Source organism: Vibrio sp. 2033 (genome assembly GCF_033339735.1).
In genome coordinates this window covers 201,278-214,323 of the sequence record NZ_JAWOVC010000004.1, presented here as the reverse complement: position 1 = coordinate 214,323, position 13,046 = coordinate 201,278, and the positions used below count along the sequence as shown (strand labels likewise).

Annotated in this window: 12 protein-coding genes; 3 read left to right on the top strand and 9 right to left on the bottom strand. The window is 45.6% G+C overall.

Annotated elements, in window-relative coordinates; all coding sequences use genetic code 11:
* Positions 1–180: 180 nt before the first annotated feature.
* The 3 genes from rpsI to zapE all read right to left on the bottom strand — a co-directional run bounded on the left by rpsI (position 181) and on the right by zapE (position 2,372).
* A complete protein-coding gene (gene rpsI, locus R7P74_RS08515; RefSeq protein WP_005372876.1) occupies positions 181–573 on the bottom strand; it encodes a 30S ribosomal protein S9 in 393 nt (130 codons plus the stop codon).
* 15 nt (positions 574–588) lie between these two features.
* The gene (rplM, locus tag R7P74_RS08510) at positions 589–1,017 is read right to left on the bottom strand and encodes a 50S ribosomal protein L13 (RefSeq protein WP_005372872.1); all 429 of its coding nucleotides are present in this window, start codon (positions 1,015–1,017) and stop codon (positions 589–591) included.
* A 251-nt stretch (positions 1,018–1,268) separates the two neighbouring features.
* On the bottom strand, positions 1,269–2,372 hold the full coding sequence (gene zapE / locus R7P74_RS08505) for a cell division protein ZapE (protein ID WP_064376559.1): 1,104 nt from the start codon (positions 2,370–2,372) through the stop codon (positions 1,269–1,271).
* A 195-nt stretch (positions 2,373–2,567) separates the two neighbouring features.
* Between zapE and zapG the strand changes: the two genes are divergently transcribed.
* The 3 genes from zapG (at position 2,568) to degS (ending at position 5,834) form a co-directional block, all read left to right on the top strand.
* Positions 2,568–3,011 (top strand): Z-ring associated protein ZapG, encoded by a 444-nt coding sequence (gene zapG / locus R7P74_RS08500; RefSeq protein ID WP_005379861.1) that lies wholly within the window; start codon positions 2,568–2,570, stop codon positions 3,009–3,011.
* Between the two features lie 200 nt (positions 3,012–3,211).
* Positions 3,212–4,579, top strand: coding sequence for a Do family serine endopeptidase (locus tag R7P74_RS08495; protein WP_064376558.1), 1,368 nt, complete (start codon positions 3,212–3,214; stop codon positions 4,577–4,579).
* 190 nt (positions 4,580–4,769) lie between these two features.
* Entirely contained in the window at positions 4,770–5,834 is a 1,065-nt protein-coding gene (degS, locus tag R7P74_RS08490; protein ID WP_318122803.1) for an outer membrane-stress sensor serine endopeptidase DegS, read from the top strand.
* Between the two features lie 37 nt (positions 5,835–5,871).
* Here degS and parC read toward each other — a convergent pair whose 3' ends face one another.
* The 6 genes from parC to nudF all read right to left on the bottom strand — a co-directional run bounded on the left by parC (position 5,872) and on the right by nudF (position 12,884).
* Positions 5,872–8,157 (bottom strand): DNA topoisomerase IV subunit A, encoded by a 2,286-nt coding sequence (gene parC / locus R7P74_RS08485; protein WP_206959305.1) that lies wholly within the window; start codon positions 8,155–8,157, stop codon positions 5,872–5,874.
* Between the two features lie 3 nt (positions 8,158–8,160).
* Positions 8,161–10,041 (bottom strand): DNA topoisomerase IV subunit B, encoded by a 1,881-nt coding sequence (parE, locus tag R7P74_RS08480; protein ID WP_005387417.1) that lies wholly within the window; start codon positions 10,039–10,041, stop codon positions 8,161–8,163.
* Positions 10,042–10,290: 249 nt separating this feature from the next.
* Positions 10,291–10,875, bottom strand: coding sequence for an esterase YqiA (gene yqiA, locus R7P74_RS08475; protein ID WP_213917032.1), 585 nt, complete (start codon positions 10,873–10,875; stop codon positions 10,291–10,293).
* 47 nt (positions 10,876–10,922) lie between these two features.
* Positions 10,923–11,729, bottom strand: coding sequence for a 3',5'-cyclic-AMP phosphodiesterase (gene cpdA, locus R7P74_RS08470; protein ID WP_005387419.1), 807 nt, complete (start codon positions 11,727–11,729; stop codon positions 10,923–10,925).
* Positions 11,730–11,790: 61 nt separating this feature from the next.
* The gene (locus R7P74_RS08465; RefSeq protein ID WP_017633603.1) at positions 11,791–12,234 is read right to left on the bottom strand and encodes a DUF1249 family protein; all 444 of its coding nucleotides are present in this window, start codon (positions 12,232–12,234) and stop codon (positions 11,791–11,793) included.
* Positions 12,234–12,884, bottom strand: a complete 651-nt coding sequence (gene nudF, locus R7P74_RS08460; RefSeq protein ID WP_017820247.1) for an ADP-ribose diphosphatase — start codon at positions 12,882–12,884, stop codon at positions 12,234–12,236. The genes R7P74_RS08465 and nudF overlap by 1 nt, the downstream gene beginning before the upstream one ends.
* Positions 12,885–13,046 lie beyond the last annotated feature (162 nt).

Below are 13,046 nucleotides of genomic sequence, written 5' to 3'. Positions count from 1 at the left end.
CCTTTCGACGAAGAGGACGAACAAGAAGGCCTACTCGGAATGTGATGATAAGTGAAGGTTGTTCGTTGCTTGAAGACAAGTATGATGTATTTAAATACAAAAAAGCCCGGCATAGAGCCGAGCTTTTGGTACACAGTTTCCAGAGTAACTCTGAAAAGCATAATTCCCGATAAGAGGAAATTAACGCTTAGAGAACTGTGGACGACGACGTGCTTTACGTAGACCAACTTTCTTACGTTCAACGCAACGAGCGTCACGAGTAACGTAGCCAGCTGCGCGTAGAGCAGGACGTAGAGACTCATCGTATTCCATAAGCGCGCGAGTGATACCGTGACGGATAGCACCAGCTTGACCAGAAATACCGCCGCCTTTAACTGTTACGTAAAGGTCTAGCTTTTCAGTTAGTTCAACTAGCTCTAGAGGTTGTTGTACAACCATACGTGCTGTTGGACGACCGAAGTATTCGTCAAGGTTACGCTTGTTTACTACAATGTTACCGCTGCCTGGTTTAATGAAAACACGTGCAGCTGAGCTTTTGCGACGGCCAGTGCCGTAGTATTGATTCTCTGCCATTTTCGAAATCCCCAATTAGATGTCTAGTACTTGTGGTTGTTGAGCAACATGGTTGTGCTCAGCGCCCGCGTAAACTTTTAGCTTACGGTACATAGCACGGCCTAGAGGACCACGTGGAAGCATGCCTTTAACTGCAAGCTCAAGAGCCATCTCAGGTTTACGATCGATCAACTTTTCAAAAGTGATAGATTTTAGACCACCTGGGAATTCAGAGTGACGGTAGTACACTTTGTTCTTAGCTTTGTTACCAGTTACAGCAACTTTCTCAGCGTTGATAACGATGATGTAATCACCAGTGTCAACGTGAGGAGTGTATTCAGCTTTATGTTTGCCACGTAGGCGAGATGCAATTTCACTTGCTAGACGGCCAAGAGTTTTACCTTCAGCGTCTACAACGTACCAGTCGCGTTTTACAGTTTCTGGTTTAGCAACGAAAGTTTTCATGCTAACAATAACCCGTTAATTAAATTTTAAACTTTAAAGGAACACCCAATAGTGCTCCCACACTGTCTAAGAGCCCAGTCATCACCCCTTCGAGTCGTTGGTACTCTCGACCTTCAATTTCGAAATAACTTCGATAATCAGGTCTGCAGTAACGGTGGGTCGCAGGATTATAGAGAAGAGCGAAGAAAAAATCACCTTTTTTTGCGCCAAATCACTAATTTTTTCTTCACTTTTTTAAGAATCCATTGGATCTAGGCCAAATGTTCACGCGCGAGATACTCATGACTTTGCATCTCAGTAAGCCGAGACAAACAGCGCTTAAATTCGAACTCTAACTGCCCGTCAGTATATAAGTCGGCCATTGGCACTTCAGCAGAAATAATCAACTTAACATTGCGCTCGTAAAACTCATCGACCAGCGCGATAAAGCGTCTCGCCGCATCATCTATTTTTCGGTTCATTTGTTGAACATCTGCCAGTAATACCGTGTGGTAAATACGAGACAATTCAATGTAGTCATTTTGACTGCGAGCAGTTTGACACAACTGAGCAAACGACGCATGCAGCACCCCGTCGCTTGCCTCAATCACCACCAGTTGACGGTGGTTAACTTCGATTTGATGAGCAACAAACTTACGCTCTCCAGTCAGCTGCTGATAATATTTGTTAAGGTTTATGCTAGCCTGCTCATCAAGCGGGTAATGGTATATTTCAGCCTGTTCTAACGTTCTTAAGCGATAATCAACGCCACTATCGACATTCAACACTTCACAACGCGCCAAAATCATATCGATCGCGGGCAAAAAGCGCGCTCTTTGCAAACCGTTACGATATAAGTTCTGCGGCTCAATGTTTGAAGTCGCGACTAGGATCATCTGCCGCTTGAACATTTCTTGAAGTAGCGTTGCAAGGATCATCGCATCAGTAATGTCGGAAACAAAAAATTCATCAAAGCAAACCACATCGGCTTCTTCTTTAAATTTATCCGCCACTTTTGATAGAGGATTTTCGACATCACCTAACAGCTTCAACTCATCATGTACTCGATACATAAATCGATGGAAGTGGACGCGCATTTTTCTTTGGGTCGGTAAAGCATCAAAAAATGCATCCATAAGGTAGGTTTTACCGCGACCTACGCCCCCCCAAAAGTAAAGGCCTTTTGGTGGTTCAGGCTTGTCGATTTTTTTCCCTATTAGCTTTTGCCATTTGGAAAGCTGAGGCACAGGCGCTGACTGAAATTCAACGATAGCATGGTAAAGCTTGTCTAATGCAACGACCGCTTGATACTGAGCTTCATCACGCTGAAACCCGTGTTCTGCTATGTCTTTTTGATATTGTTGTAGTGGTGTCATCGTATTAAGTCGTATAGAGGTATAGAGAAAAGGGTTACCTCGGGGTCAACTTTGAGAATAGAGAGAAGTAGTTATCAGTCCCCGAAGACATACTGCTATTTTTCTTTATCGGCTGTTCAAGCCATAGTAACATGGACGAGCACCGCGTGTAACTAAGTAGTAAAAGACTTGTTAAAACAACTATAAGGAGCAGTTATGCCTTGGATTTATGCCATTGTGGGTTTGCTGGTCGGTACAATCGTAGGCGTAGTCATTAGTAGACTAACCACCCCTGAATACAAGAAACAAAAGTCTGTGCAGAAAGAACTTGAAGCGGCCAAGTTTGAATTAGAGCAACAACGTCAAGAGCTCGTCGATCATTTTGCACAAACCGCAGAAATGTTGGACACCCTAGGTAAAGATTACACCAAGCTATACCAACATATGGCCAAGACCTCTTCTGAGCTTTTGCCAAACTTACCAGAACAAGACAACCCGTTTGATAAGAAAACGGCAATGTCGTCTGAAACTATTGCAGAAGATCAACCAGAGTTTAACGAACAACCAAAAGACTACGCTAATGGCGCCACCGGTCTTTTGAAGGATCAAGAGAAAGAAATCATTAATGCTCCCGAAGCGGTAACCGCAAAAGCATCATAATCCTCTCTTACTTCTATCTAGGGCCGATACATTTGTATCGGCCCTTTTTTGAACTTTTTCACCTCACCTTCGCTCTAACTTGGATGTGCACTGCCTCCCCTTTTGATTGTCCGAACTAGACCCTATATTAGTTATTAACAAAGTGAACTAACCGTTCGGATATTTCTTTTTGGCAGACATGTTTCAAGAGGAGTTATTGGATGAAAAAACCACTGCTTGCGCTCACCGTTCTATCTCTGAGTTTGGGTTCGATTATTGCCCCAGTTCAAGCCACTGCCGCATTACCTTTGAATGTGGATGGCCAACAGTTACCTAGCTTGGCACCAATGCTTGAGAAGGTGACCCCAGCTGTTGTGAGTATTGCTGTAGAAGGTAAACAAGTACAAACCAGCCGCATTCCCGAGCAATTTCAATTTTTCTTTGGCCCAGACTTTCCTATGGAACAAAGGCGAGAGCGCCCGTTCAGAGGTTTAGGGTCTGGTGTCATTATTGATGCGAAGAAAGGCCATATTGTCACTAACTACCATGTGATCAAGGGCGCAGATGAGATTCGAGTTCGCCTCTTTGACGGGCGCGAGTATGACGCTACGCTCGTTGGCGGTGATGAAATGGCCGATGTTGCGTTACTTAAATTAGAGAAAGCGAAAAACTTAACGCAGATTAAAGTCGCGGATTCCGACAAACTGCGTGTCGGTGACTTTACGGTTGCGATTGGTAACCCATTTGGGCTCGGTCAAACCGTAACTTCGGGTATTGTTTCAGCCCTTGGTCGTAGTGGCTTAAACGTTGAAAACTTCGAAAACTTCATCCAAACCGATGCCGCAATTAACAGCGGTAACTCTGGTGGTGCATTGGTCAACCTTAATGGTGAGCTGATCGGTATTAATACTGCAATTTTAGGCCCTAACGGCGGTAATGTGGGTATTGGCTTTGCGATTCCATCAAACATGATGAAAAACCTCACTGATCAAATTCTAGAGTTTGGTGAAGTCAAACGCGGCATGTTGGGTGTGCAAGGTGGCGAAGTAACCTCTGAGCTAGCTGATGCATTGGGTTACGAGTCGAGTAAAGGGGCCTTTATTGGTCAAGTCGTACCGGACAGCGCAGCCGATAAAGCAGGGTTAAAAGCCGGTGACGTAATTGTATCGGTGAACGGCAAAGCGATTAATACTTTCTCAGAGCTCCGCGCAAAAGTGGCAACACTGGGCGCAGGTAAAGAAATCACATTAGGTGTGGTTCGAGATGGTAAGAATAAAACCTTTGATGTAACGCTTGGCGAATCTACGAATATGAAAGCTAAAGCGGAGACATTACATGAGGGACTCAAAGGTGCGGAGTTAAGCAATACAACACCAAGTGATGTAATCCAAGGTGTTAAAGTATCGAGCGTTACAGATAACTCTCCAGCGGCTCAATATCAATTACAACAAGGTGACATTATTATCGGTGTGAACCGTCAACGAGTGAAAAACCTTGCCGAGCTTCGTACAATCGTAGAGAAACACAAAGGTGTACTGGCTCTTAATATTCAACGTGGTGAGCGTACTATTTATCTTGTCATTCGTTAACCACTTTCAAAGTGATAGGAAATAAGGTTTTCGATGCATAGTACTGAGTGATAAGACTCGATCACTTTTCCTTATCGCTCAATAACTAATGAAAAGGGCAGCGCGATGACGTGCTGCCCTTTTGTTATTTTTCAATGTAATGCTATTCTTCATCTTCGATGCCATTTTGGCGCTCACGCATGGAGAGGATATGCTCAGCTTTTTATTACGTTCTGTCTTTTTAGGCTTGGCTACTGCCGCAGTGGTATTACTGGCGGTTCCATCTTTGCGCAACAACGTAATTCCTGCCGCGCTTGATCCTCAACCTGTTAATATCGCATCAGTCGAGTTGACGTTTAATCAAGCGGTCCGAAGAGCAGCGCCTGCCGTGGTAAACATCTACAGCCGTAAGTATGTTGAGAACGATCGCAGTAAACTCTCGACTCAAGGCCTGGGGTCAGGTGTCATTGTTAGTGAGAAGGGCTACATCATTACTAACTATCATGTGGTTGCTCAAGCTGATCAAATTGTTGTGGCATTACAAGACGGCAGAGCCGCAGCGGCTCAGCTCGTAGGGACAGATAAACGTACTGATATAGCCGTACTGCGTGTCGAAGGTTCGAATTTGCCCGTAATCCCTCTGAACTCTAATTACAAACCACAAGTGGGCGATGTAGTACTAGCCATCGGTAACCCATACAACCTTGGACAAACCACAACGTTCGGCATTATTTCTGCCACAGGTCGTTCATCTATTAGCGATGGTCGTCAAGCATTCATTCAAACCGATGCCGCCATCAATGAAGGTAACTCTGGTGGAGCCCTAGTGAACACACAAGGCGAGCTCGTCGGCATTAATACCGCCTCTTTTCAGCAAGCGACAGACTTAGAAACTTACGGTATTTCTTTTGCTATCCCTGCGCCGCTAGCCAGTAAGATCATGCAGAAAATCATCGCTGATGGCCGCGTGATTCGTGGTTACATTGGAATCGACGGCCAAGACATTAATGCGGTCACTGCTCGCTTACTTGGAAATGAACACATAGGTGGTATTGTCGTACTTGGTATTGATCCAAATGGTCCAGCCAATGCGGCAGACTTCCAAAAGCAGGACATCATTATCAGTATTGATGGCAATAAAGTGCAAGGGCGTCAGAGCGTTATGGATATCGTCACCGATTTACGTCCTGGCACCACCGTGGACGTCGGTATCATTCGCAAAGGAAAAGAGATGACCTTGAAAGTCACCATTGCCGAAGACAAGCAAGAAGCATAAAAAATCCCAGCCATTGGCTGGGATTTTTATTTGTGCGTTACTCGCTATCGCTCGGTGTTTCCGTCGTATCGGAATCATCTAGCTCAACTTCAATGCGAGTGACTCGCTGCAAACCTCTCGGTAATAACCCACCTCGGCGACCACGTTCGCCACGGAAGTTATCAAGGTCAGACGGTTTAAGACCCAACTTTCGCTTACCCGCGTACAGCGTTAACGATGCACCTTTTGGTAAAGACATTAAGTGAGATAGTACTTCTTCTCGCTCTTTTGCTTTAGCTGCAGGAATGTTGATGATCTTATTCCCTTTACCTTTCGCCAGTTGTGGCAAGTCTTTGATTGGGAACAGCAGCATGCGACCTTGGTTAGTGATTGCTAAGATTTCATCAGAGTCTAAATCTTCAATCTCTTTTGGCGTCATGATCTCAGAGTTGGCAGGTAAAGTGACGAGCGCTTTACCGCTGCGGTTTTTAGACAGCAAGTCCGCGCCTTTACATACAAAGCCGTAACCTGCATCTGAACCCACCAGCCACAGCTGATCTTCTTCACTCATGATGACTTGGCGAATACTGCTACCAGCCGTAATATTCAAGCGACCGGTAATCGGCTCACCTTGACTACGAGCAGAAGGCAGTGAGTGCGATTCCAGAGAGTAACTTCGACCGTCACTACCTAGGAATACCGCAGGCTGATTACTCTTACCTCGAGCATGCGCTAAATACTTATCACCCGACTTATAGTTTAAGCCTTCGGCATCCACGTCATGGCCTTTCGCGTGACGAATCCAACCTTTCTCAGAAAGCACAACCGTGATTGGCTCACTTGGTACGAGGTCACGTTCAGTCAGCGCTTTTGCTTCTGCACGCTCAACCATTGGAGAGCGACGGTCATCACCGTATTTCTCTGCGTCTGCTTTGATTTCTTTTTTCAGTAGTGTGTTCAGACGACGCTCAGAACCGAGTAGCTGTTCTAGCTTCTCACGCTCTTTCTCTAGCTCGTCTTGCTCACCACGGATCTTCATCTCTTCTAGTTTCGCTAGATGACGAAGTTTGGTATCTAAAATTGCATCCGCTTGGATATCGGTAATACCAAAGCGTTCCATCAGCACCGCTTTTGGATCGTCTTCAGTACGGATGATCTCAATCACTTCATCTAGGTTGAGGTAAGCAACTAACAAACCTTCCAAGATGTGTAGACGAGCCATTACTTTGTCTAGACGGTGTTGTAAACGACGACGCACAGTCGTACGACGGAACTCGATCCACTCAGATAGAATTTGCACCAGACCTTTAACTTGAGGACGGTTATCCAAACCAATCATGTTCAAGTTAACGCGGTAACTGCGCTCAAGATCCGTTGATGCGAACAAGTGGTTCATCAACAAGTCACAATCGACACGGTTTGACTTAGGCACCACAACGATACGCGTTGGGTTCTCGTGATCCGATTCGTCACGAAGATCGTCAACCATTGGCAGCTTCTTCGCACGCATCTGGTTAGCGATTTGCTCAAGCAGTTTGGCACCCGATACTTGGTGAGGCAAAGAAGTGATAACAATATCAGAACCTTCTTTATGCCAAACCGCGCGCATTTTGATGCTGCCACGACCGTTGCGGTAAATCTTCTCGATATCCGCTTGCGGCGAGATAATTTCTGCTTCTGTTGGGTAATCCGGACCTTTGACATACTGCATCACGTCCGGCAGTTCTGCTTTCGGGTTGTCGATCAAATGAATAGTCGCATCTGCGATTTCACGAACGTTGTGCGGTGGGATGTCTGTTGCCATACCAACGGCAATGCCGGTTACACCGTTAAGCAGGATATGAGGCAGACGTGCTGGCAACATTTGTGGCTCTTTCATTGTGCCATCAAAGTTAGGTTGCCATTCAACCGTGCCCTGACCAAGTTCGCCAAGCAATACTTCAGCAAACTTAGACAGTTTTGCTTCGGTATAACGCATTGCCGCAAATGATTTCGGATCATCTGGCGCACCCCAGTTACCTTGACCATCCACTAATGGATAGCGGTAAGAGAATGGCTGAGCCATCAATACCATCGCTTCGTAACACGCTAAATCACCGTGCGGATGGTATTTACCTAGCACGTCACCAACGGTACGTGCAGATTTTTTGTATTTTGCTGATGCAGAGAGACCAAGCTCTGACATCGCATAAATGATGCGTCGTTGAACCGGCTTTAAGCCATCACCAATGTATGGCAAGGCGCGGTCCATGATTACGTACATCGAGTAGTTCAGATAAGCGTCTTCAGTGAACTTGCGCATTGGCAATTGTTCGACGCCATCGTAGGTAATTTCTGTAGACATCCGTTACACCTCTGCCAAGTCGCCGTTGTTTTGTAGCCAAGAACGACGGTCATCTGCACGCTTTTTACCTAGCAGCATGTCCATCATTTCCATGGTCGCCGTAGAGTCGTCAATGGTTAACTGCACTAAGCGACGCGTGTTCGGATCCATGGTGGTTTCACGCAACTGAAGTGGGTTCATCTCACCCAGACCTTTGAATCGTTGCACATTGATTTTGGCTTTCTTCTTCGACAAGCGCTCTAAAATGCCATCTTTTTCATCATCATCGAGGGCGTAGAACACTTCTTTCCCGCAGTCGATTCGATACAGAGGCGGCATCGCCACATAGATATGACCCGCTTCCACTAGTGCGCGGAAGTGACGAGTAAATAGAGCACAAAGCAGCGTTGCGATGTGAAGACCATCCGAGTCCGCATCGGCAAGGATACAGATCTTACCGTAACGAAGACTCTCGAGGTTGTCGCTATCTGGGTCAATACCCAAAGCAACGGAGATATCGTGTACTTCTTGAGACGCAAGAACTTGATCGGCAGAGACTTCCCACGTGTTCAAGATCTTACCACGTAGTGGCATCACGGCTTGGAATTCACGGTCACGTGCCTGTTTTGCCGAGCCACCCGCAGAGTCACCCTCCACAAAGAAGATTTCAGTGCGACTTAAGTCCTGTGCTGAACAGTCGGTCAACTTACCTGGCAGTGCTGGGCCGGACGCCACTTTCTTACGTACGACTTTTTTCGCTGCACGCATACGACGGTGTGCGTTAGCGATACAGACTTCTGCCAATTGCTCTGCAAGCTGAGGCTTTTCGTTCAACCAAAGACTGAACGCATCTTTTACAACGCCAGAGACAAATGCGGCGGTTTGACGAGAAGACAGACGTTCTTTGGTCTGGCCTGCAAATTGCGGGTCTTGAATCTTAACCGACAGCACGTAAGAACAGCGGTCGAAAACGTCATCACCCGTTAGCTTCACACCACGAGGTAATAGATTACGGAACTCACAGAATTCGCGCATCGCTTCCAACAAGCCTTGGCGTAAACCATTAACGTGCGTACCACCTTGAGCGGTTGGGATTAGGTTAACGTAGCTTTCGGTGATCATCTCACCGCCTTCTGGCTGCCAAATTACCGCCCAGTTTGCCGCTTCAGTATCCGCCAAGAACTCACCAGTAAATGGTTCTTCAGGAATAACTGGATAGCCTTTTACACCTTCCGCAAGATAGTCTTTCAAACCATCTTCGTAGTACCACTTATAGTCTTTGCCATTAACTTTGTCGGTTAATGTGATTTCTAAGCCCGGACACAAAACCGCTTTTGCGCGCAGGTTGTTGACTAGGCGCGTCACAGAGAAGTTAGCCGAATCGAAGTACTTCGCATCAGGCCAGAAATGTACGCTGGTACCGCGATTGCGACGACCACATGTGCCAGTTACGGTCAGATCAGACACTTTCTCGCCGTGTTCAAATGCAATTTCATACACTTGACCATCACGACGAACTGTTACTTCAACGCGTTTTGACAACGCGTTTACTACAGATATACCTACCCCGTGCAAACCACCAGAGAATTGGTAGTTTTTGTTAGAGAACTTACCACCCGCATGTAGCTTACATAGAATTAGCTCTACGCCTGATACTTTCTCTTCTGGGTGGATATCAACAGGCATGCCTCGACCATCATCGATCACTTCGAGTGATTGGTCAGCATGTAGGATGACTTGTACTTTTGAGGCATGTCCGGCTAGCGCTTCATCGACACTGTTGTCGATAACTTCTTGGCCCAAATGGTTTGGGCGCGCTGTATCCGTATACATCCCTGGTCGGCGACGTACTGGCTCTAAGCCATTCAGTACTTCAATGGCACCAGCATTATATTGTTCAGTCATAATACGGAATTATTCTCAAAGTTTACTTGTTGCCTGAGTATCACCAATGGGCGTACCCATACTCAGGAAACGAAAAAGCCACCCTGTTCACATCACTAAGAGTTTGTAAACATGATGCATAACAAAGTAGCCAGGGTCCTCGACCCTTAAGATCTTTTGGCAAAACATAGTCGGAAAGCATACCGCCCATGTCAAGAAACGGTTGGATATATCAATAAAAACTATGAGCCTTTTCCAATCGCTTTCGAATTACAGTTCTAGAAATTCGATAATCTGTGCAGGATAACGCTCAAAGCCTACAAAACTGTGATCACCGCCTTGTTCTACTGTTTGCTTAGCGTCTGCAAACTTATCTACCGCTTGTCGATAGTCTAAAACCTCATCTTCTGTTTGTTGCAATAACCAAAAAGAATGTGGCGACGCGATGCTTTGTACATCAAGAGCTTTTAACTCGTCAATATGACAAGCTTCAAGTGTATAGGTTTCATGCGTATATGGGTTAGTTTGCTTACCCAAATAATCTACTAGCAACTCATAAGGCTTGACTGCGGGGTTGACCACTACCGCTTTAAACCCAAACTTGTCATTTAGCCACGTTGACATAAAACCGCCTAATGAACTGCCCACTAGACCAATTTTATAGTCGTCTTTATATTGCTCGATAATATACAACAACATTTTCGCCGCTTGCTGAGGATAACAAGGTAACTGGGGAACAATCACCTTAATATCAGGCCTATGTTGCTCGCAGTAGGCTCTCATCACATTCGCTTTCATGGAGAGTGGAGAGCTATTAAAGCCATGGATATAGAGAAGAAGTGAAGGTTTACTCATAGATATCTCGCACAAAAAAGCGAGCCCGAACAGAGAGCTCGGGCGCGTTAGTAGCCGTTAGAAGAGAAGTCTGGTTGGAACTGGCCATCAGGAAGCCGACCTACTTGGGTCGTAATATCGCCACAAGCGTGTAGTTGCAGCTCCCGCCAACCAGGCGAAGTGGTATCAAGGGCAAAATCATCCGAGTTAGGCTTAAACTGAACACAAGTTGAGGGTGTTGCCATCACTCGAATACCCTTGTGAAGCACATTCATATCTTGATGAACATGGCCACAGAGAATGCCTTTCACGTTATCAAAACGCTCGACAACCTGCCAAAACGCTTCGGCATCTTTTAAAGTATGTTGATCAAGCCACGCGCTTCCCACCAGTAACGGGTGATGATGCAACAAAACAAGTGTGTGTCTTTCTGGGTGTTCGGCTAGCTTTTCTTCGAGTAGCGTTAATTGCTGATCACTCAAGCGCCCATGAGGAACGCCAACCACTTGCGAGTCTAAAAGAATTAACTGCCAATGCTCGCCAAGCAATACATGCTCTGCGGCTTTGATTTGTGGCGAAGGCAAAACACTGCCCATATTAGGCTTGTAATCATGATTACCAGGTAGCCAAAAACAGTCTTTCTCTAGCGGTTCAATGCCGTTGGCAAAGCGCTGATAAGATTCTGCACTATGGTCTTGGGAAATATCCCCCGTCGCCAAGATGTAATCAAACGCCACGTTGCGGCGTAAAACATCAGCAACAACAGCATTGAAGCTATCGACTGTTTTTACGCTTAGCAAACTTCCCTCATCGGCAGCAAACAGATGAGTATCCGTAATTTGTAAAAGTTTGATGCTGTCACTAGATGATTGCAAAATGAAAACCTGATTCGTCCACTATATCGTTATTTGTTATTTTCCTTTAGTGACGTGACGATCAATTGAAGGCAAGTGGTGTTCTACTGATACCACTTCGTAAACAAAACGTCAGCCATTCACCGAGGAATGTGTTTAATTGATGCTTTTCATCTTTCTGCATCAGTTGGTCATTGGGATAATCATACTTAGCTTTTATGCGAGAGAACTCTCCGCTTGAGCATACTTCGGCTACTCTCGCATCATGATAAAGCCTGACAGACATCGTCGGTAAAGGAAACACTGGCGTTTCATCACTCTGACATATCTCAACAACTGTGGTGTATTTTGTGATTTCATTCACGGTCAATTGGTAAACCATGTTCGCCGCTTGGTAGCAACGTACATCCCCAACTTCAGCAGAAGCAGGCAATAAGGCATTCAATTTAGCGTAGTTGGTCTCATAGGTTCTCATAAGACCAGCTAAATCAACATGATATTGTTGTTTTTCAGCCAATTGTGCCATTACTCACTCTCCACCGTTTGGGATTGTCCCCATTCTGACTTTAACTCTTGATGGTGTAATTGCAGCCATTGCAACGCAATAATCGACGCACCATTTTCAAATTTCCCGTCCTTCACCCATTGATACGCCGTTTCACGACTCATGACATGAACCCGGATATCTTCATTCTCATAGTCTAAACCATGAATGCCGTGCGCTTTAGACGCATCCACTTCACCAACAAAGACGTCTAGCTTTTCCGAGCAACCACCAGCCGAAGGATAATAGGAAGTAACAGGTACAACGCGCCCCACCTGAATCCCCGCTTCTTCGACAGCCTCTCGACGAATTACGGCTTCAGCAGATTCATCGCGGTCAATCATACCGGCGACAATTTCTAGCTGCCAAGGGTGTTCATGTTCCAACGCGCCAATACGAATCTGTTCAATGATTACGACCTGGTCCGTCTTTGGATCATAAGGAAGCATCGCTGCTGCGTGACCACGCTCGAACATTTCTCGTTCGACAACTCCACTCCAACCACCAGCAAATAGCCTATGCTGAAAGCGGTATTTCACCATTTTGAAAAAACCTTCAAATAAGGTTTCTTTCGAGATGACTTTTACATCTCGCGAAGTAAAATCTTGTTGTTGTTTGTCACGCTGTTGCATTCAACACCTCTCTGAGTGAATCCTGTAGTTTACTCATTGTTATTCGCTTGCTCAAAGGACTTGGCTCAACTTTTTGTATAATAGTTACAAATTAATTTAAGTCTTTGCTAAAAATTTATTGCACAAGTGGATAATTACGTGTAAAAAAGTGCAAACTTTAGA